Origin of the sequence: Mesorhizobium sp. BAC0120, from assembly GCF_033542235.1 — a bacterium.
Taxonomy (GTDB): domain Bacteria; phylum Pseudomonadota; class Alphaproteobacteria; order Rhizobiales; family Rhizobiaceae; genus JAWRCU01.
On the sequence record NZ_JAWRCU010000014.1, the window covers coordinates 64,534 to 84,007 of the forward strand.

The following is a 19,474-nucleotide window of genomic DNA, read 5'->3' on the forward strand; positions in this document are numbered from 1 at the left end:
TCCAATTGACCGCAGATTGTTATCACAAAGCCGGTAGGGCAATTTTGCGGAACGTGCTCAGGAGGACCAATGGACAGTTCGGGCAAGCTCTGGGCGCCTTCGGCGGAAGCGGTCGAATCGGCCGCGTTGACTGCCTTCTCGCGTGAAGCTGCAAAGCGGGCGGGGCGCTCCTTTGCCGGCTATCGCGAACTGCACCGCTGGTCGATCGACGACCGTGCCGGCTTCTGGAACCTGATATGGGATTTCTGTGACATCTCGGGTGAACGCGGCGAACGCGCGCTGGTCGACGGCGACAGGATGCCGGGCGCTTCCTTCTTCCCCGATGCAAGGCTGAACTTCGCCGAAAACCTGCTTCGCAAATCCGGGCCGTCGGACGCTATCGTCTTCAAGGGCGAGGACAAGGTCGACCGCCGGCTTTCCTGGGACGAGCTCAGAGCGCTCGTCTCCAAGCTGCAACAGCTCTTCGCCGAGCTCGGCGTGAAACAGGGTGACCGCGTAGCGGCCATGCTCCCCAACATGCCGGAGGCCATTGCCGGCATGCTCGCGGCAGCTTCGCTCGGCGCGATCTGGTCATCCTGCTCGCCGGATTTCGGTGTCGAGGGCGTGTTCGACCGCTTCGGTCAGATCGAGCCCGTCATATTCATCGCTTGCGACGGCTACTGGTACAATGGCAAGCAGAACGACGTTTCCGCCAAGGTGAAGGACGTGGCGGCGCGGCTGCCGTCGCTGAAGCGCACGCTCATCGTCGACTATCTCGGTACCGCCCGCCAGGCTGCGACTGCAATTCCCGGCGCGGCTGCCCTGGAGGATCCGCTCGCGCCCTTCGAAGCGAAGGAACTCGCCTTCGAGCGCCTGCCTTTCTCCCATCCCCTTTACATATTGTTCTCGTCGGGCACGACCGGCGTGCCGAAATGCATCGTGCATTCGGCGGGCGGCACCTTGCTCCAGCACGTCAAGGAACACCGCCTGCATGCCGGCATCCGCGACGGCGATCGCGTCTTCTATTTCACGACCTGCGGCTGGATGATGTGGAACTGGCTGGCCTCGGCCCTGGCCTCCGGCGCGACGCTGCTGCTCTATGACGGCTCGCCCTTCCATCCGGACGGCAACGTGCTGTTCGATTACGCCGACGCGGAGAGGATGACGCATTTCGGCACCTCGGCAAAATTCATCGACGCCGCCCGCAAGGCCGGGCTGAAGCCGGTCGAGACGCACGATCTTTCCACGGTGCGCACCATCTCCTCGACCGGCTCACCGCTCTCGCCCGAGGGATTCAGCTATATCTACGAGAGCGTGAAGAGGGACGTGCACCTCGCCTCCATCTCGGGCGGCACAGACATCGTCTCCTGCTTCGTGCTCGGAGTGCCGACCGAACCCGTCTATGTCGGGGAAATCCAGGGGGCGGGCCTCGGTATGGCCGTCGATGTCTGGAACGACGACGGCAAGCCGGTGGTCGGCGAAAAAGGCGAGCTCGTCTGCACCAAAGCATTCCCCTCCATGCCCATCGCCTTCTGGAACGATCCCGAGGGCCGGAAGTATCGCGGCGCCTATTTCGAGCGCTTCGACAATGTATGGTGCCATGGCGACTTCGCCGAATGGACCGAGCATGGCGGCATAATCATTCACGGCCGTTCCGATGCCACGCTCAATCCCGGCGGCGTGCGCATCGGCACGGCGGAAATTTACAACCAGGTCGAGAAGCTGCCGGAGATCGCCGAGGCGCTCTGCATAGGTCAGGACTGGGATGGTGACGTGCGCGTGGTGCTGTTCGTGCGTCTTCAGCCCGGCGTCTCGCTCGATGCCGCCCTCGAACAGAAGATCAGAACCCAGATCCGCACCGGTGCCAGCCCGCGCCATGTGCCTGGCAGGATCATAGAAGTCGCTGACATCCCGCGCACGAAGTCCGGCAAGATCACCGAGCTTGCCGTGCGCGACGTCGTGCACGGCCGCGCGGTGAAGAACAAGGAGGCGCTCGCCAATCCGCAGGCGCTGGAGCTCTACCGTGACCTTGCGGAGCTGAAGAGCTGAGGCTTGGACTTTGGGGGCGGTCGAAGGGGTGCCGGCTGAGCAGTGTGGGCAGCCATCATGGTTAACCAAACCTTCCCGCGAAATTTACCTCGATTTCAGGGTTGGTACACTTCGGTAAATTCTGCGGCTGCCTGGTAAGAAGTTGTTAATCGCCGCCCCGGATAGTCGACGACAACTTGAGAGAGAACTCCCGACTTTCACTCCCGGAGGTCGTCGGCCCCTCAAGCTCCCGTAGTCACAGCATTTTTTGGACTGAGGCGCCCTTCGGCGCCTCTCTTTTTTTGGGCATCGCGCGGAAAATGGCATTATCGCGAAAAGTTGCCGACTTTTCGGATGAGATCATGCCGCAAAAACAAGCAGCCAGGGGGGATGAATCACTCGATACGAATTCATTTATCCCGCCCTGGCGGACGCGATGTTCGGCCGAAGCCTCTCACATAGCTGCTTCCTTGTCGCGCATCAGAGCGCCGGAAAGCAGCACGACCGGCACGAGCGCCGTTACGATGATGGCGAGCGCTGCAATCGCCCCGTCCTCCGGCACGCCGCGCGAGGCATTCTCGTAGACGAAGGTGGCGAGCGTGTTGAAGCCGAACGGTCTGAGCAGGATCGTCGCCGACAATTCCTTGATCGTATCGACGAAGACCAGCACCAGCGCCGTCAGGATCGCGGGGCTGAGCAGCGGCAGAAGCACCGAGGCCGCGCTTCCTAGAGGTGAACGCCCCAGGCTGCGCGCCGCTTCGTCCAGATTGGGCGGCAGCTTCTCGATGCCGGAGCGCACTGCGCCTTCCGCGAGCGCCAGGAAGCGGATGGTGCAGGCGAGCACTACGGCTGCAGCGGTTCCGGAGATCAGCAACCCGGTCGAGATGCCGAGCGAGCTTCGCAACAGCGCGTCGACGGCATTGTCGAAGCGCGCCAGCACGAACAGCAGGCCAAGTCCGATGATGCCGCCCGGCAACGCGTAGCCGATCGAGGCAAGCCGGACGGCGACGCGCATCGAATGCGAGCGCGACAGCCGCACGGCATTGATGAGGAACAGCGCCAGCATCACTGTGAGCAGCGAAGCCGTCGAGGCGGTGAGCAGGCTGCTGAGGAAGGAGGAAGCCAGGTCGGGAGATGCAATCTGGTCGAGCCGGCGCAGCGCATAGCTGCCGAATACGTAAAGCGGGATGCCGAACCCGCACAGCACCGGCACTGTAGCGACGGCAAGCGCGAGCAGCTTCCGCCAGCCTTTGAGCGGTATGCGCTGCGGTCGTACCTTGAGATGCGTGCCGCGAGTGGTGTGGAAGCGCTGCCGCTGCCGAGCCCGGTCCTCCGCGAAAAGCAGGACGAGCACCAGAAAAAGCATGACGAGCGCGACCTGCGCGCCGCCCTCCAGGCTGCCGCGGTTGAGCCAAGTCGAATAGACCGAGACCGTCAGCGTCTGCACACCCAGATATTCCGAGGCGCCGATGTCGTTGATCGTCTCCATTAGCACGAGCGCCACGCCTGCGGCGATTGCCGGCCGCGCGACCGGGAGCAGCACGCGCCAGAACACCTTCCACGGCGCAGCGCCCAGTGTGCGCGCGACGTCCGCGATATTGCGGCCCTGCATCAGGAAGACGATGCGCGCGGTGAGGTAGACATAGGGGTAGAGCACCGAGGCCATCACGAAAGCCGCGCCGCCGGTCGAGCGAATGTCGGGGAACCAGTAGTCGCGCATGCTCCGGAAGCCGAACGCCGCTCGCAACAGGCTCTGCACCGGTCCGGTGTAGAGAAAAAACTCGGCAAAGGCATAGGCCGCAAGATAGGGCGGCACGGCAAGCGGCAGTACCAGCGCCCAGGAGAAGAAACGCCGCGCCGGGAATTCGAAGGCGACCACCAGCCAGGCCGTAGCGACGCCGAGCACTGTGGTCGAGGCGGCGACCGCGAAAAGCAGCGAGATCGTCGTGAAGCTGGCTTTCGGCAGGATCGACCGAAACAGGTAGCCCCACTCTTCTGCGCCGCCGCTGAACGCGATGAGCACCAGGCTCGCGATGGGCAGGAGCACGATCGCCGAGACAGCAAAGGCGACTGCGCTGGCGATCGGGTGGCGTGGGCGCCGGACGCGGGTGGACCGTGAGGCGCCCGGTCCGATGATGCCGCGTTCTGCCGAATACTGGAAAGGCGAATCGGCCATTACGATTGCGATAGGAGCTTGCGCCCCTTCGCACCCCCCTCTGTCCTGCCGGACATCTCCCCCTCAAGGGGGGAGATCGGACGGCCGCTCCCCCTGCGCATCTCCTGCGACGTGGACGGTTGGCGAAACCACTTGCGACAGCCAATCTCCCCCCTTGAGGGGGAGATGTCCGGCAGGACAGAGGGGGGCAACGTAGAGTGCTTTGGCCTAAGAGCTACCTTGAAGACCGCACCAACGCGAAAAGCCGGGCGCGAAGCCCGGCTCGGCGTTTCAATCGGAGACAACCCCATTCTGTTCAACTGCTCGGCCCGTCATTCAGCCCGACCCGGTCCACCATTTCGGAAGCGGCCTTGCGGTTGTTGCCGATGTCGACCAGCGGCAGCATATCGGCCTTCAGTTCGCCGAAGCCACTGACGATCTCGGATGGCGCCAGCCCCGGCTCGACCGGATATTCGAAATTCTTCTCGGCATAGATCTTCTGCGCTTCGTGCTGCGAAAGGAATTCCAAGAGCTTGATGGCGTTGTCCTTGTTCGGCGCATATTTTGCGAGCGCCATGCCGGAAATGTTGACATGGGTGCCGCCGTCGGCGCCGAAATCGGGGAAGATCACTTTGAGCGATCTCGCATATTCCTGCTCCTGCGGGTCCTTCTCGTTGGTGAGCATCAGGCCGACATAATAGGTGTTGCCGAGCGCGATGTCGCATTCGCCCGTATAGATCGACTTTGCCTGGCTGCGGTCGCTACCGTCCGGCTTGCGCGCGAGGTTCTCCTTGAAGGCGCGCATCCATCGCTCGGTTTTCTCCTCGCCCCAATGCGCGATCATCGCGGCGAACAGCGCGATATTATAGTCGTGCTGGCCGGAGCGGATGCAGATGCGGCCCTTCCATTTCGGATCGGCGAGATCGGCATAGGAAAGGTGATCCTCCTTCACCCGATCCTTGGAAGCGTAGACCACGCGGGCGCGCTTGGTGACGCCGAACCATTCGCCGTCCGGGTCGCGATACTGGGCCGAAATGTTCTTGTTGATGATCTCGTCATCGAGTGGCTGGGTGACGCCCTTTGCCTTGGTGGCCGTGAGCCGGCTGATGTCGACCGTCATGATGACGTCCGCCGGCGAGTTCTGTCCCTCCGCAGCGATGCGCTCCTCGAGGCCTTTGTCGAGAAACAGCACCTGGGTCTTGATCCCAGTCTCTTTGGTGAATTCGTCGAGCACCGGCTTGATGAGATCCGGCTGCCGGTAGGTGTAGATGTTGACCGTGCCTTCGGCCGAAGCAGGGGCTGAGAAAAAGCCGGCGAGAGCAAGTGCTGCGGCGCTCGCCAGGATGGTCGGCACGCGCGACGTCGAACGGTTCATTGGTCGTCTCCTCGCGTCGGGATTCAAGGTCCCGCGGAATAGCTGATCGGCAGCTTGTTTAGGCGGCCGTCGTGCTAATGCTGGAACTTGCCAGGAGCGTCAAGACAAAGCCCAATGAATTCAATAGTTTAGAACTATTCTAAACTGGAGGTTTTGACGCAGCTTTTTGAAATCGTGGACTTTTCTTCAAACTTAGTCGGCCAGCACGCGCGTTGACGGAAAAGTGATCTCGACCAGCGTGCCCTCGCCGGGGGTCGAATTGATGATGAAGCGCGCTCGGTTGGCCTCGACCATGGCCTTGGTGAGCGGCAGGCCGAGGCCGGTACCGTCGCCGCGTGCCCGCTTCAGAGCGTTGATCTGCTTGAAAGGCTTCAGCGCTTGCTCGATCTCGGGCTGGCTCATGCCGATCCCGGTGTCGCGCACGCGCATGACGACGTCGCCGGAGGCTTCGTAGGCCGTCGAAACGATCACCTGGCCGCCGGCCGGCGTGTAGCGGATTGCGTTGGACAGCAGGTTGAGCGCGATCTGCCGCACGCTTCTGAGATCGGCGACAACCTCCGGCAGGCGCGAGGCGAAGCTCGACCGGATGATCACGCGCTCGCGGTTCGCCTGAGGCTGCATCAGAGCCACCGTTTCGGCCAGCGTGTCGTTGAGCGACACTGCCTCGTAGCTCATCTCCTGCTGGCCGGCCTCGATCTTGGAGATGTCGAGCAGGTCGTTGACGAGGTCGAGCACATGATTGCCCGAGCGGTTGATGTCGCGCAGATAGTCCTTGTAGCGATCGTTGCCGATCGGCCCGAACTTCCCGTCCAGCATCAGTTCGGAGAAGCCGATGATGGCGTTGAGCGGCGTGCGGATCTCGTGGCTGACGCGGGCAAGGAATTCCGTCTTCTGCGAGGAAGCGCGTTCGGCCTGCGCGCGCGCCTGGGTGAGTTCTTCCTCGGCGCGCTTCCATTGCGTGATGTCGCGCATCACGGCGCAATAGCCGCTGTCGCTCGGCAGTTTGCCGATCGTCATGAAGAGCGGGATGAAGCGGCCCTGCGACTCGCGGCCGATCACCTCGCGGCCATCGTTGAGGACGCTGGCCACCCCGTGGTCGGAGAGCCCGTTGAGATAGTCATGTGCCGCCCGCTGGCTCTCGATCGCGAAAAGCGAGGTGAACGGCTTGCCGGCGACGTCCTTGCTGTCGAAGCCGAACAGCGCCTCCGCGGGACGGCTGATCGAGCGAATCATGCCGTCCGGCTTGATCAGCACCACGCCGTCGGTCGCCGTATCCATGATGGCTCTCATCTCGGCGATGCGAGCTTCGAGATCGGCATCGCCGTCCGGCATGGCGGTGGCCTGCATTGCCGGATAGGTTACCGGCTGGCGCCAGCTTCGCCTGAGCGAAAGCAGCAGCGCCTTGCCCTGGCCCCACGGCACCGACTGCAGGAACGCTTCGACCGGATGTTCGAGGCCCTGACTGGTCCGGAGCCTCAGCTTGCGGCCGGGCTCGTCCCCGTCGTCCTCCGCGGGATAAGGCTCGCCGAACAGTTCGCCGAGCCCGCCTGCCGCATCGAGCTCTTCGACCGAAGCATAGGCGGTGAAGTCGAGGAACTCGCGATTGGCGTAATGGAGCACATCGCCGGAATGAATCAGCACGGGCACCGGCAGCTTGTCGAGGATCGAGGTATCGAGCGGTGCGCGCGCGGCTGACTGCTCTCCCGACGCGAAGGCCGAGGGAAGATAGCGCGGCGGCACCCTGTCGGCCGGCGGTGCCTCTGCAGCCTCGGGGGAGGATGCGGTTCCGGCCTCGCGCGCGACCTCCACGGCGGCCGTCGCGGCGGAAGCTTCACCAGTGAGCTCCCGTTCGGTCGCTGACTGCAGCGCGGCCTCATCTCCGGTCTTCCCCGGCTCAGCGACGGCCTCATCTTCCGGGGCCCCGGTCTCTGAAAGCTCGGTGGCAGCGCTTTCGGCCTCGGCGTCGGCCGCTTGCGGCGCCCCTGCCGAGCCTACTTGATCCAGGTCTGGGCCCGGCAATGTCCCTTCCGCCCCGCTGCCAATGCGTGCGGTCTCGTCCTCTGGCGACGTCTGCCGTTCCGGCGCTGCGTCAGGGCGTGGCTCGCGATCATTGTCGGCCCGCAGGGTCGGATCGACCGGAGCCGCGACGCCGCTATCCTTTCTCAGCCTATCCCCGATCTCGCGGAAAGCATTACGTTCACCGGGCGACAACGCCTTGTCGATCGTCGGACGGTGCTCGGCAAGCCGGATCACTTTGTCGGATTGCCGGCGCTCCTGCTTCGCGGCGATCGAAATGGCCGGCACTTCACCTTGAAACGGGTCGTTCGAAGCTGGGTGCTCGGCGGGCGCGCGGGGCGCCTGCTGCTCGCCAGGCGTCGCGCCCTCGTCGGATGTGGCTCCGCTCTCACCTGCGGCGGCGGCCGTGCTCGCCGCCATGTCCTGCTCGTCCGGGACCCGCTTGGCGAGAGAGAAGCCGCTCGCCTGCTGATCGACGATCGCATCGGTGGGGCGCGCCACGCCGAAGCCCCGGAAGCCTGCGAAGTTGCGATCGCGGTCGTAGGTCGGCAATGCCGCAAGATCGACCGGGATGCGCAGCTCCGTGCCGGCGACAGGCCAAAGCACCGAACGGCCGGACCATGTGTCGTGCCGTTCGAGCAGCCCCGCTATTTCGCCGCTCGGGTCGATGCCGAGCCTTTCTGCAGCCTCGCGAAAGCTGAGCCCCACGAGATCGCCGGGCGCGAGACGCACCGCCGACGCGAATTCCTGCGAAATCTCGCTAAAGCGGCCCGCGGCATCCGTCTTCCACACAAAGCGCACGGGTGCCGCGGAGCGATCGAAAGCGCTCGCCGAGGCCGATTCCGGGACACCCAGGCCATTCATCTCGGGTTGGCTTGCCGCCGGCCGGACTTGTTCGGCCGCTTGCGGTCGATCCTCAGCAAGCGCCGGCGCCTCGTCCGCACTCTCGCGCGGCTGGTCGGAAGCGATTGCCGTTTCCCTGGCGGCAAGCTCGTCCGCCGCACCCTTCTGGCGCCCGGTACCCTCTCCGCTGTCTTGTGACGCGTCGGGGCCCTCGGCTGCAGGTGTCAGATCGGTGCCGTCGCGCGGCGTGCCTTCGGCGCTTGTCGCTCCTGCTCCGGCCGGCTCCGAATAGGCTCGTTCGGGATCATCGGCAGGGGAGGTCAGGTCGGCAGCTTCGCTGCTGGTGCTTCGTTGCAGCCAGGCTCCGTCCTTGTCGGCAACAGGCTCCGACTCGTACGCCTCGCCCTCCAGCGCCTCGTCGACCACCACGAGCAGAAAAGTCGCAGGCTCGTCGGTGAGTCTCACGAAACCCGCCGGCAGGAAGCCGTCTCCGGCCTCCAGCATGCGCTTGACCAGCCGTTCGCTTCTCGCCTCGCTTGCCAGTGCGCCGAGCACATGAGCCGCTATGCCGAGCCGCTCGAAGCCGCTCGAAGCCGCGACCAGCTTGCCCCCGCCATCGACGATGGCAGCATAGTGCCCGTCCTGGTCGAGCCCGGCAATGGCGCAGCTTGCCGTCTCGGCCGGGCTGCGCCAGGCCGCTGAAGCTGCGGGCACGGCGAGCAGGATCGCCTGCTCGCCGCCCGGCAGCTCGATTTCGCTCGCGCTGAAGGAGATGGCGCGGCTCATCAGACCGCTCGCCAGCCGGACGGTGACTGCCCTGTCTTTGCCGATCCGTGGATAACCGGGCGCCGCCATGATCTGGCGCTTGGCCGCGAGCCCGATCTGTGGCTCCATGCCGATGATGGCGCCGATGTCGGAATAGCCGAACAGCACGGCGCCCGGTCCATTCGCCCAGATCACCTCATCCAGCGCGGGTGTAAGGATCGCCATCGCCTCGCCTTCGGCAAAGCGTGTGCGGATCGGGTCGAGCGCAGCGATATCGATGTAGGAATATTGACCTGACGGCATTTCTGACCGGTGGGAATGAATGCTCGGAAGCCCCCGAAATTAAGACTTTATTAATAAAACTCCAGCCTGCCGGCGTCCACAACGCCGCTGCCGAGCCCACCGGAATCTCTCGGCACGTGGTTAATTCGAAGTCGTTGATTTTGCAGCGCAACAAAAATGTTGCACTGCACAAAGAGATTTGCTATTCTTCATCCCATCATCAACGAACGGCGACCGAAATCAACGCCGTCATTTACAGGATAGGAAAATGCCCAGGACCACCAAGAGCATCGAGAACGATACCGTCGCCAACGTTGAATTTCCCTCCTTCGACACCTCCAAGGCCGCCGATCAGGTTCGCGCCTTCGCCGAGAAGGGCATCGAGCAGTCGAAGGAAGCTTACGCGAAGCTGAAGACCGGCGCCGAGGAGGCGCAGAAAGCGCTGGAATCGACTTACGAGACCGTCAAGTCGGTCGGCAACGACATCACGCTGAAGACAATCGCGGCGCTGCGCGCCAATTCCGAAGCGAGCTTCGCCCATATTGAGGCGCTGGTCGGCGCGAAGTCGCTTGCCGAGGTGATCGAGTTGCAGACGGCCTTCATGCGCCAGAGCGTCGATAAGGCCGTCGAGCAGGCCAAGGAGTTGCAGGCCGTCACCAGCAAGGCCGCCGAAGACGTCTCCAAACCGATGAAAGACGTTTTCGAGAAGGCGATCAAGGAACTCAAGGTCGCCTGACGAGTTAGGGTCACCAGACACCCGCGAGGCGGATCCTCCTCCCTCCGTCTTGCGGGCCAGGCCAGCATCCTCCTCCCGCTGGCCTCTAATAGGAAAAGGCCGGACCTCCTCCCCCGGCCTTTTTCTTTGCCTAAGAACTGGCGAAATGGTCGACAGGCTTCCATCCCGCTTGAAATATCCTAGAATTACCCGTATCTCACGGCTCGCCGATAAAGGCCCGTGCGGTTGTAGCTCAGCTGGTTAGAGCGCAGGATTGTGGCTCCTGAGGTCGGTGGTTCGAACCCACCCAACCGTACCATTCTCGCATATGACGATTTGCACCGACGCGGCGGGGCCGACCGAACCTCGTCAATGAGGCACTATCTCGTCTGGATAGATAGACGCTTTACCATTAAGCCCCAGCTTCAGGGTTCGAGCACCGGGCAACCCCGTTCCCGGCCGAAGGTCACAGCGACCCGATCGCCGTCATATGACCGGCCGCGGATCCGAATCGTGCGCTCGCCGGCGTAGGCGACGCGGGCGCGCCGGATCCCCATGTCTTCCGCCTTGTTGAGCGCCCGGTCCTCCGTGCATCCGCGCCGCTGAGCGTAACGGTAGCCGTCGTCGTTGCAATCCTCGACGTCCGGGTCGCAGGCCTGGCGCATCCTGAGCTGTGGGCCGTGGCGGTCGAGCCGAAGCTCCAAATCCTGTGCAGATGCCGGGGCTGCAAGCCCTGGTAAACCCGCGGCGCCGACCGCCAGCGAAAAAGCCGCTTTAATCAATAGACTGCGCATTTGTGGTCCTCCTTCAGGAGGTTCCAACGAACGGAGGACGTTTCGGTTTCATGTCGGGCGGACGGACAAGGCAATCGGGTAGGTGCCGAAGACCCCCGCTCCGCCTCGCTTCGCTCGGCACCTCTCCCCCTCAAAAGTCCTCAAAAGGGGAGAGGAAGGGCGCCTGGCATTGCGACCGGCGCTTCCTCTCCCCCGTCGATCGGGCGTCGATCGGGGGAGAGGTGGTTCGCGAAGCGAACCGGAGCGGGGGTCGACCTCATAGACGACTGCTCTGGGCGGAAAGGGAGGTGATTGGCAACTCGTCCGCCTCAGTTAAGTCTTGTAAGGCGAAGGCGTCGACCGGCGGCACAGGCGATTGGAAATCGTTCCTAACCTGCCGAAAACCTCCGCTCCAGCCACGGGCGCGGCAGCGCCGGTACGAAATTCCCGTCGCGGCCGGTCATGTCCTCGTTGGCGGTGAGGGCGTTGAGGATGGCTTCTTCGGTTGCCTGAATGACGGCGTCGAAGAAGATATTGATCTCCGGGTCGGGGATGTACGATGCGGTGGCGAGTTCTGATTGCGTTGCGCCGGCCGCCTCCGCATTGGCCGTGGAGAAGGCGAGGAAGATGTCGCCGGAGCTGTGATAGCCGTAGCCGCCCGTCGCCGCCACGCCGAGCGGCATGCGCCGCGCGATGCGCTTCAACTGGTGCGGCAGGAATGGCGCGTCGGTCGCGGCGATGCCGATGATCGAGCTTTTCTCCTTTTGCGGCGTGTTGTCGATCACTGCTGGCTCGACGAGTTCCGGCCCCACACGGGCTCCCCGGATGGTGAGATTGTGCCTGCGGCCGTAGTTTGCCTGCACGAAAACGCCGAGCGTGAAGCTCTTGCCCTGCCATTCGACGACACGCGAGGCGGTTCCCGAGCCGGCCTTGAAGCCGAAAGCCGTCATGCCGGTGCCGCCACCGACGCTGCCTTCCTCGATCGGCCCCGCTGCTGCGCCGTCGAGTGCTGCGGCCACGTGGTCGAAGGTCAGGTGATGGCCGTTGATGTCGTTCAGGAACCCGTCATAGGTCTCGGCCGCGACCGGCAGGCCCCAGGCGTCGAGCGCGCCCGGCAGCAGGCGGTGCATCCAGCGCAGCGTGCCGTCATGCGCGACGCCGCAGGAATGCGTGTTGGTGATGGTGATCGGGAAGTTGAACGTGCCGACTTCCTCGATGAGATGCGAGCCGGTCATCTCGCCATTGCCGTTCATCGAATAGATGCCGGCAAAGACCGGCTGAGCGAGCTCCGCCTTTGGCCGCGGCAGGATCGCCGTCACGCCGGTGCGCACGGGGCCCTTGGCGACCACGAGCGGCCCCGACCCTGAAATCAGCGTGGTGTAGCCGACCGCGACGCCGGGCACGTCGGTGATCGCATTGAGGGCGCCCGGCACGCCGTCGAAGGGGATGCCGTAGCCGCGGGCGCGCGGCTTTCCGGAAGGGGTGGCGGCGTGGTGCTGCGGAATGCCGATCAAAAGAGGCTCCCTTGCCTGTCCGGATCAGCGCCTTTCCTGGAAAGTTTCGTGCGCTGCGTCCGGCTTGCGGCTTCGCCGGTGGCGATCGCATTGGCCTTGCCGTCGGCGAGCGTCAGCGTCAGTCGCTCGCCGGCAAAGATCGAAGCGGCGCTCTTCACGATCGTCCCGTCCGCGTTGGACACAACTGCGAAGCCGCGCTCCAGCACCGCCTGATAGGAAAGCGTGGAGAGCAGCCGGTCGGCTTGGACCAGGCGCGAAAAGCGGCGCTCCAGCGAAACCTCGATCGAGCGGTCGCCGCGGCTCTGCAGCACGCCGAGGCGCTCCCGGAAAGCCTGGTGGCGGCGGGTGAGCACGGCCGGGTCGAACCGCCGCGCGTCGCGCTCGAAGCGCGAGCGCCGGTCACGCACTTCGGCACGCAAAGCCGCAAGCAGCCGGTCGGAGAGGGCACGCACATCCTTGCGGCCTTGCGTGACGCGCCGCGTGAGGACCGCCGGCGACAGCCGGACCGCGCCGAGCCGCGCCCGTTTCCGCTCCGTGTTGACCACCAGGCCGCGCGCAAGCCGGCTCGTCGCCTCGTCGAAGCGCCGGCGCGGCAACGCAAGCAGCTGGTCGGCCGAGGGCAGGGCGCGGGCAGCGGCCCGCAGCGCCTGCCGCCTGCGATCGATGCCGCGCGATGCGCAGGCCCTCAGCCGCGCGCCAAGCGAAGCAAGGCCGGCCTCCAGCTCCGCCTTTACCGGCACTGCCATCTCGGCCGCGCCAGTCGGGGTCGGCGCGCGCATGTCGGCGACGAAGTCGACCAGCGTCCAGTCCGTCTCGTGACCGACCGCCGAGATCACGGGAATGCCGGAAGCCGCCACGGCGCGGGCGAGCGCCTCGTCGTTGAAGCCCCACAAATCCTCCAGGCTGCCGCCGCCGCGCGCCACGATCAGAACGTCCGGCCTCGGGATGGCGCCGCTTGCGGCCAGCGCGTTGAAGCCGTCGACGGCCGCGGTTGCTTCGGGGCCGGCCGTGTCGCCCTGGACGCGCACCGGCCAGACGATGATGTGGACGGGAAAGCGGTCCTTGATGCGGTGAAGTATGTCGCGGATCACGGCGCCGGTCGGCGAGGTCACGACGCCGATCACTTTGGGCATGAAGGGCAGCCGCCGCTTGCGCGAAGCCTCGAACAGCCCCTCGGCCGCGAGCTTGCGCTTTCGCTCTTCGAGCAGCGCCATCAGCGCGCCGGCCCCGGCGGGCTCCAGATTGTCGATGACGATCTGGTATTTCGACGAGCCGGGATAGGTGGTGAGCCTGCCGCTCGCGATCACTTCCATGCCTTCCTCGGGCCGGAAGCGCAGCCGCGCCATGGTCGTCTTCCAGATTACGGCCTCAATCCGGGCGCGGTCGTCCTTCAGCGCGAAATAGGCATGGCCGGACGAATGCGGCCCGCGATAGCCTGAAATCTCGCCGCGCACGCGGACATTGCCGAACTGATCCTCGATCGCGCGCTTCAGCGCGCCGGAAATCTCCGAGACCGTGTATTCGGTCGCGTTGCTGCGCCCCGAATCGGTGAAAAGCGTATCGGACATGAAGGGATAGGGACCCAATGGCACCGCATGGTCAAGTGGCGCCTGGCGCATCGGACCGAAAAGTGCGCAACGGTTTTCGGACGAATCCGATGCGCAAAACAAGAGGCAGAGCGGCGTGGCGCTCCAGCTCTAACGCAGGCGATATCTAGCCGCTTGTCCGGACGACATGCGACCTGCCGGAAGGAAGCCTATCCCATCACCTCATTCAATCGAAAGATCAGAACTATGCGATGGACTGCAGCCTGCCGCGTGCCTACACCCCGCTGATGTCTGCCGAAGCCGCCACTGCGATCCCGTCGAAAGCCATGACTTCACGCCCGTTCGAGCCGCTCGATTATGGGCTCTATGCGCTCACGGTGCTTTCCTGGAGCGCCTCCTGGTTCGCCATCAAGCTGCAGGTCGATGTCGTCTCGCCCGAGGTCAACATCGTCTGGCGCTTCGCGATCGCGTCCATTCTGATGTTCGCCTGGGTGCTCGTTTCGGGGCGGCGGCTCACCTTTCCGTTGTCGGACCATCTGCGCTTTGTGACGCTCGGTGTCCTGATGTTCTCGTCGAATTTCCTGCTCTTCTATTATGGCGCGCTGCATTTGGTGAGCGGCCTGCTCTCGGTCGTCTTCTCGCTGGCTTCGGTCGTCAACATGCTGCTTGCCGCGTTGATAACACGCGAGCCCCCGTCATTGCGGGTGCTGGTCGGCGGGCTTGCAGGCTTTCTCGGCATAGCGCTGATGTTCTACCCCGAAATGGCCAGGCATGGTCTCAATGGCGATACGCTGACCGGCCTGCTGCTGTGTGTCGGCGGCACGCTGTCCTTCTGCCTGGGCAACCAGGTTTCGGCCTATAATCAGCGGCGCGGCCTCCCGATTGTCTCGGTCAATGCATGGGGCATGCTCTACGGCACGATCTGGTCGGGCTTCCTGGCCTTCGTTCTCGGCAAGCCCTTCATGATCGAGCCGACCGTTTCCTATTTCGGCTCGCTGATCTTCCTTGCGGTCGTTTCCACGGTGATCGCCTTCGCCGCCTATCTCACGCTGCTCGGGCGGATAGGCACTGCGCGCGCCGGCTACTCGACGGTGATGTTCCCCATCTTCGCGCTACTGATCTCGACCGCCTTCGAGGGCTATTCCTGGACGGCATATGCAGTTGCCGGGCTGGCGCTGGTCGGGCTCGGCAACGTGCTCGTCATTGGTACCGGGAAGAGATGACCCGGAAGGGCTGCTTCGAGCGGTCCTTTGCGGAGCCGTCATCCTTTGCGACGGACGTTTCATCATTTGCGGCGGACGTTTCCGGCTTGTGGTCCGACCCTTCGGCGGCGTCGACCGTATATACCGTCTTCGCCTTAGCGGGCTTTGCAGCTTCGGCGCTGCCGCCTCGGGCGTCTCCGATGAAATCCTTGTAGATGAAGCCGCGCCGGCCGTTATAGACGATCTCGCACCAGTCCTTGCAGTTGAGGAGCTTCACATCGACCCCTCGCGGCACCGTATCGAGCACCTTCGAGCCTTTCTTCCCGTGCGATCGCATATGGACGCCCTTGATGATCTGCACCGTCCGGCCGCGGCCGGGGCTGGAGAGATCGGGAACCAGATCGTCATTCTGGGTCGCGGAGGCGGCTGGCTCGCTGCGCTTTTTCTTCGCAACGTCTTTTGGCTTCACATCCGCCGGGTCAACCGCGGCGGTCCGGGTCTCGTCGCTCGGGTCTTTCGCCTCGGCAGGCAATGGGTCCGCGAGCGAGAGGGCTGCAGCCGTCACGATTGCGCTCTGGTCCGGTGCCGCAGTCTGCTGCAGAACCGAGGCGAAGGCGGTCTTGCCTTTCTCGGCATCGGTCCGCGCCCAGCGCGGGTCCTGCTGCTCGAGCAGATCGGTTTCAGCGGCTTCAGCCACCTCCTGCGGCGCTTTCGGCGCGGCCGGCGGGGGTGCCCCGACCTTCGCCGAAATCGGCTTTACCGTGACCTTGCGCACCGGCACGATGAGGTCGGTCGGGTCGAGCGAGGCGACCGTAATGGGTTTTTCCTCGCTCGCCACGGGGCCTTGCTCGGTCGCGCCTTGCGTCGGCTCGGCATGGAATGCGACGACACCGCCCGCGGTAAGCAGTGCAGCGCTGCCGATGACAGCGATGGCGAAGACAAGGCTCGGACCGCCTCGGGGCCTGGCCGCCTTGGTTGTTTCGGGGACAATAGCTGCGGTTTGCGACCTCGAGGTCGCATCAGGTAAGGGACCACTCACTTTCACTCTCCACGCCAGACTTCAACAGTCGAGCGCCCCATCGGCCTGTGGAGCGATTGCCCTCGCCAGCTCCAGCAGCCGATCAGGCGGCAAAGAATGCCGCCAGCCGCAGGAAGCGTGAAAGCGAATTGTGGCGGAGAAGGGGCCGAACCCCGCTTCAGCGGGCCCAAAAGGCGGTTTTTTGGCGCAAAAACTGCAGTTTACGCTATTTTCGCTCAAGTTCAGGTCGGAAAAACAGCTCGCGCAGCGTGGATCACCAGCTGGGCAAGACCTGCCCGGACCTCGGCCGCTTGCCACGCATGGTCGCGATAGCCGCGAAATCGAGCGTCCCGCTATCCTCGGCGGAAGGCACTGAAATGTTGTCGAGGCTCTCGGAGATATGCCTGACCAGCGCGTCGACAAGCTGCGGCCGGCTGCTATGGCCGCGCATGATGCCGATCTTGCAGTCGGGCAGTGTGCCGAAGCCGTCGGCGTCGCCGAGCACGCGCATGCCGGGTCTCAGCGCGCATTCGGGCAGCACCGAGATGGCGAGGCCGGAGAGCACGGCCGCCGTGATCACCGTCGCCGAAAAGCTGGTGAAGAGGATGCGGTAGTCGCGGTTCATGCGGTCGAGAACCTCGCAGGCCGCGCGCCGCCAGATGCAGGTCGGCCGGCCGAAGGCCATCGGCAGCATCTCCTGCTCGTGGGTGGCGTGGTTGGCCGAAGTCACCCAGAGCAGCGGCTCGCGCCGCACCACTTCCGACTGGCCCTTAACGTCGTCGTGCGTGACGATGGCGAGGTCGAGATTGCCGCGCTTTATGTGTTCGACGAGCCCGGGTGTCGGCTCGCATACGACGGTGAGTTCGACGCGCGGATTGGAGCGGGCAAAGCGCGCCATGATCTCCGGCAGGAAGCGGTCGGCATAGTCGTCGGGCGTCCCGATGCGGATCGTGCCCTCAAGACGCATGTCGTCGAAGGCAGCAAGCGTCTCGCGATTCAAGTGGATGAGCCGCCGTGCATAGGAGAGCAGGCGCTCTCCCTCTTCCGTCAGCCTGTTGGAGCGGCCGTCCTTCTCGAATAGCGGCTTGCCGATGCGCTCCTCCAGCCTGCGCATCTGCATGGAGACGGCAGACTGGGTCCGGTTCACCTCTTCCGCCGCACGGGTGAAGCTGCCCGTATCGGAAATGGCAATGAAGGTCTGCAACTGGTCCAGATCAAGCGGGGCGGCCATCGCAATTCCTATCATGAATGTTGATGCTAAAGATTAAAAACATTCGTTAGATTAATCAATTGCCGCCTGCCATTGTCCGAGCGCAAGCAGCCGTCTGCCCTTGAGCGATGCCGTTTCCTCCCGGCTGCATCGCGCGGGGTGGCGGCGCTGTTCGCCCCAAGGAGGGACCCATGGCCGCACTTGAACACGTCTCGTCCACCTCGCGCTTCGCAGCGCGTCCGAGTCTGCTGGTGCACGCCCTCCGGGCCGTCTCCAACATCTATCGCGCATTCAGGAACCGACGCGAATTTTACCGCCTCGGCGAATTTTCCGACGCCCAGCTCGCCGACATAGGCCTTACTCGCGCGGACCTCTACGTGGCGGTAGGCAACGCGTTTGCCGTGGATCCGACCGTAACGCTCGGCGCCATTGTCCGCCGCCGCGCCGAGGACGACATCGCTGGCGCCCGCAAGGTGTGCTGAGAGTTTACGCAGGCGTTCCCGCTTCACTCCGGCTTCCCACCGGACGCCTGCTCACTGCCCGGCCTCCCAAGGCCGGGCATTTTTATGAGATCTCGTGCTGTTCTATTCCTCGCGCCGTATCGCGGCGGTAAGTGCTGCCTTTAAATCCTTGGTGGTGCGATGGCCGCCCCGCTCGTACAGCAGCAACATCAATCGCCGCGCGTCCTCATATTCCGGGCTCGCCGAATCGATTTTGTTCTCGCGGCAGTACTCATGGAGAGCATCGGTAAGGATCGATCTCTCTTCCAGGTCGGCAACATGTCTGAACGGCATCGCACCACCTGCAGCATGATCCCGAAAAGTTGCAGATCTTTTTCCGATAAAACCATGCTGTGAAAAAAAACAAGGTGCTACAGTGGGATCATGGCGTCTGTAGCTCCTGCGATCCGGCGTAGCGGCACTTCCCTTCCATCCAGCTCGGCAAAGAGATCACCGCCGCTCAATAAATCGCGGGCGGTATCGTTCATCCTTCAGCGGTGTCTCTATATGTGCTGGTCCATGCCACGGCGGAATTGCTCGAAAATATCCTCGACGCCTTTTTGATACTCGTCGCGCGTCTTGCGACCGGTCTCGAACATCTCACCGAAGATGTCATCATACGGGTTGCGCGGTCGCCCACTCGGGTTGTCTCGCGGCTGCGGCTGGGTGCCCCGATCGGGTTCGGAGGCAGGCCCATTGCGGCGAGCCCCCAGCATTGCCTCCAGCATCTTGCCGAACGGATTGTCCACGTCGCTGGGCATCGGCTGCTGTGCGCCCGCCGCTGTCCCGCCCCCGAACATGTCCTTCAGCACCTTCCCGAACGGGTTGTCGAACGGGTCTACCGTGTCCTGCTGGCGGGGCTGCTGTCCGGGCATCAGGCCTCCTTGCTTCATCATCTGGTCGATGATCTCGCCGAGTGGATTGCCGGCGCCGAAGCCACCAGCCTGCTGACTTGTCTGCAATTGGCCGGTCCACTGCTTGAACATGCCGCCCATCAGCACGGAGGCGATCACGGGCAGCATCTGCTTGAATATCTCCGCGCTGATGCCGGTCGCCTGCGCCGCTTGCGAGGCGAGCGCCCGTGACAGCTCTTTCGTGCCGAACAGCTGCCCGAGCATGTCATTGCCGGTGGCTACTCCGGCCGGGGAGAACGCACGCGACGCTTGGTCGAAGTACTGGCCGTACTGGTTGGAGGCGAGCGCGTTCATGAAAGCGGCGATGCCGAAAGGGTCCGACATAGTGCGTTTCAGGCCCTGGCTGAAAGCCGGCAGCAGTGCCTCGATCGCAAGTTCCATCTGCTGCCGGTTGAGATTGAACTGCCTTGCCATCAGATCGAGGGCCTGGCCGTTCTGGGCGTTGGCAAGCATATCGAACAGGGTGGCCATATCGGACCTCCGCAATGCGCCGCACCGTCGTCGAACAGCCTAGCTCAAAGCGGCCGAGGCGGGAATGCCGGGATCGAGCTCGAGAAGCGCTCGAAAGAAACTTGCAGCGCTCTTGCCCTGTCGCGCCCCCCTCTGTCCTGCCGGACATCTCCCCCGCAAGGGGGGAG

14 protein-coding genes and 1 tRNA gene are annotated in these 19,474 nt (G+C 64.0%); 5 read left to right on the forward strand and 10 right to left on the reverse strand.

Annotation, left to right across the window (positions count from 1 at the left end):
* The first annotated feature begins 69 nt into the window (after nucleotides 1–69).
* Complete coding sequence (locus SAZ10_RS25590; RefSeq protein WP_318612234.1) at nucleotides 70–2,028, forward strand: acetoacetate--CoA ligase; 1,959 nt, start codon at nucleotides 70–72, stop codon at nucleotides 2,026–2,028.
* A gap of 433 nt (nucleotides 2,029–2,461) precedes the next feature.
* On the opposite strand, the gene SAZ10_RS25595 is transcribed toward SAZ10_RS25590, so the two are convergent.
* From SAZ10_RS25595 to SAZ10_RS25605, 3 genes are all read right to left on the reverse strand, one after another.
* The gene (locus SAZ10_RS25595) at nucleotides 2,462–4,183 is read right to left on the reverse strand and encodes an iron ABC transporter permease (protein WP_318612235.1); all 1,722 of its coding nucleotides are present in this window, start codon (nucleotides 4,181–4,183) and stop codon (nucleotides 2,462–2,464) included.
* Between the two features lie 295 nt (nucleotides 4,184–4,478).
* The gene (locus SAZ10_RS25600) at nucleotides 4,479–5,537 is read right to left on the reverse strand and encodes a Fe(3+) ABC transporter substrate-binding protein (RefSeq protein WP_318612236.1); all 1,059 of its coding nucleotides are present in this window, start codon (nucleotides 5,535–5,537) and stop codon (nucleotides 4,479–4,481) included.
* 192 nt (nucleotides 5,538–5,729) lie between these two features.
* Complete coding sequence (locus tag SAZ10_RS25605) at nucleotides 5,730–9,464, reverse strand: histidine kinase dimerization/phospho-acceptor domain-containing protein (RefSeq protein WP_318612237.1); 3,735 nt, start codon at nucleotides 9,462–9,464, stop codon at nucleotides 5,730–5,732.
* A gap of 247 nt (nucleotides 9,465–9,711) precedes the next feature.
* Here SAZ10_RS25605 and SAZ10_RS25610 point away from each other — a divergent pair, with 247 nt between their 5' ends.
* Together SAZ10_RS25610 and SAZ10_RS25615 are read left to right on the forward strand one after the other, a co-directional pair.
* Nucleotides 9,712–10,179 (forward strand): phasin, encoded by a 468-nt coding sequence (locus tag SAZ10_RS25610; RefSeq protein WP_318612238.1) that lies wholly within the window; start codon nucleotides 9,712–9,714, stop codon nucleotides 10,177–10,179.
* A 221-nt stretch (nucleotides 10,180–10,400) separates the two neighbouring features.
* A tRNA-His gene (locus SAZ10_RS25615) sits at nucleotides 10,401–10,477 on the forward strand.
* Between the two features lie 106 nt (nucleotides 10,478–10,583).
* On the opposite strand, the gene SAZ10_RS25620 is transcribed toward SAZ10_RS25615, so the two are convergent.
* The 3 genes from SAZ10_RS25620 to xseA all read right to left on the reverse strand — a co-directional run bounded on the left by SAZ10_RS25620 (nucleotide 10,584) and on the right by xseA (nucleotide 14,013).
* Nucleotides 10,584–10,952: a hypothetical protein gene (locus SAZ10_RS25620; protein WP_318612239.1), complete on the reverse strand. Its 369-nt coding sequence runs from the start codon at nucleotides 10,950–10,952 to the stop codon at nucleotides 10,584–10,586.
* A 368-nt stretch (nucleotides 10,953–11,320) separates the two neighbouring features.
* Nucleotides 11,321–12,445, reverse strand: coding sequence for a P1 family peptidase (locus tag SAZ10_RS25625; RefSeq protein WP_318612240.1), 1,125 nt, complete (start codon nucleotides 12,443–12,445; stop codon nucleotides 11,321–11,323).
* Complete coding sequence (xseA, locus tag SAZ10_RS25630) at nucleotides 12,442–14,013, reverse strand: exodeoxyribonuclease VII large subunit (protein ID WP_318612241.1); 1,572 nt, start codon at nucleotides 14,011–14,013, stop codon at nucleotides 12,442–12,444. Before xseA ends, SAZ10_RS25625 begins: the two co-directional genes overlap by 4 nt.
* 230 nt (nucleotides 14,014–14,243) lie before the next feature.
* Between xseA and SAZ10_RS25635 the strand changes: the two genes are divergently transcribed.
* Nucleotides 14,244–15,215 carry a DMT family transporter gene (locus tag SAZ10_RS25635; protein WP_318612242.1) on the forward strand — a complete coding sequence of 324 codons (972 nt, stop codon included), beginning with the start codon at nucleotides 14,244–14,246 and terminating at the stop codon, nucleotides 15,213–15,215.
* Here the strand turns inward: SAZ10_RS25635 and SAZ10_RS25640 are convergent.
* On the reverse strand, nucleotides 15,193–16,233 hold the full coding sequence (locus SAZ10_RS25640; RefSeq protein WP_318612243.1) for an SH3 domain-containing protein: 1,041 nt from the start codon (nucleotides 16,231–16,233) through the stop codon (nucleotides 15,193–15,195). The genes SAZ10_RS25635 and SAZ10_RS25640 overlap by 23 nt on opposite strands.
* A gap of 253 nt (nucleotides 16,234–16,486) precedes the next feature.
* The gene (locus SAZ10_RS25645) at nucleotides 16,487–17,443 is read right to left on the reverse strand and encodes a LysR substrate-binding domain-containing protein (protein ID WP_318612244.1); all 957 of its coding nucleotides are present in this window, start codon (nucleotides 17,441–17,443) and stop codon (nucleotides 16,487–16,489) included.
* A 170-nt stretch (nucleotides 17,444–17,613) separates the two neighbouring features.
* On the opposite strand from SAZ10_RS25645, the gene SAZ10_RS25650 reads away from it, so the two are divergent.
* On the forward strand, nucleotides 17,614–17,904 hold the full coding sequence (locus SAZ10_RS25650) for a DUF1127 domain-containing protein (RefSeq protein WP_318612245.1): 291 nt from the start codon (nucleotides 17,614–17,616) through the stop codon (nucleotides 17,902–17,904).
* A gap of 102 nt (nucleotides 17,905–18,006) precedes the next feature.
* Here SAZ10_RS25650 and SAZ10_RS25655 read toward each other — a convergent pair whose 3' ends face one another.
* Together SAZ10_RS25655 and SAZ10_RS25660 are read right to left on the reverse strand one after the other, a co-directional pair.
* The gene (locus tag SAZ10_RS25655) at nucleotides 18,007–18,216 is read right to left on the reverse strand and encodes a hypothetical protein (RefSeq protein ID WP_318612246.1); all 210 of its coding nucleotides are present in this window, start codon (nucleotides 18,214–18,216) and stop codon (nucleotides 18,007–18,009) included.
* 209 nt (nucleotides 18,217–18,425) lie between these two features.
* A complete protein-coding gene (locus SAZ10_RS25660) occupies nucleotides 18,426–19,307 on the reverse strand; it encodes a DUF937 domain-containing protein (protein WP_318612247.1) in 882 nt (293 codons plus the stop codon).
* Nucleotides 19,308–19,474: the final 167 nt, after the last annotated feature.

Excerpts from the sequence above, each read along its gene's own strand:
- SAZ10_RS25590 (WP_318612234.1), top strand. The coding sequence starts at position 70 with ATGGACAGTTCGGGCAAGCTCTGGGCGCCTTCGGCGGAAGCGGTCGAA.
- SAZ10_RS25650 (WP_318612245.1), top strand. The coding sequence starts at position 17,614 with ATGGCCGCACTTGAACACGTCTCGTCCACCTCGCGCTTCGCAGCGCGT.
- SAZ10_RS25645 (WP_318612244.1), bottom strand. The coding sequence starts at position 17,443 with ATGGCCGCCCCGCTTGATCTGGACCAGTTGCAGACCTTCATTGCCATT.
- xseA (WP_318612241.1), bottom strand. The coding sequence starts at position 14,013 with ATGTCCGATACGCTTTTCACCGATTCGGGGCGCAGCAACGCGACCGAA.
- SAZ10_RS25620 (WP_318612239.1), bottom strand. The coding sequence starts at position 10,952 with ATGCGCAGTCTATTGATTAAAGCGGCTTTTTCGCTGGCGGTCGGCGCC.
- SAZ10_RS25660 (WP_318612247.1), bottom strand. The coding sequence starts at position 19,307 with ATGGCCACCCTGTTCGATATGCTTGCCAACGCCCAGAACGGCCAGGCC.
- SAZ10_RS25610 (WP_318612238.1), top strand. The coding sequence starts at position 9,712 with ATGCCCAGGACCACCAAGAGCATCGAGAACGATACCGTCGCCAACGTT.
- SAZ10_RS25635 (WP_318612242.1), top strand. The coding sequence starts at position 14,244 with ATGGACTGCAGCCTGCCGCGTGCCTACACCCCGCTGATGTCTGCCGAA.
- SAZ10_RS25655 (WP_318612246.1), bottom strand. The coding sequence starts at position 18,216 with ATGCCGTTCAGACATGTTGCCGACCTGGAAGAGAGATCGATCCTTACC.
- SAZ10_RS25605 (WP_318612237.1), bottom strand. The coding sequence starts at position 9,464 with ATGCCGTCAGGTCAATATTCCTACATCGATATCGCTGCGCTCGACCCG.
- SAZ10_RS25595 (WP_318612235.1), bottom strand. The coding sequence starts at position 4,183 with ATGGCCGATTCGCCTTTCCAGTATTCGGCAGAACGCGGCATCATCGGA.
- SAZ10_RS25600 (WP_318612236.1), bottom strand. The coding sequence starts at position 5,537 with ATGAACCGTTCGACGTCGCGCGTGCCGACCATCCTGGCGAGCGCCGCA.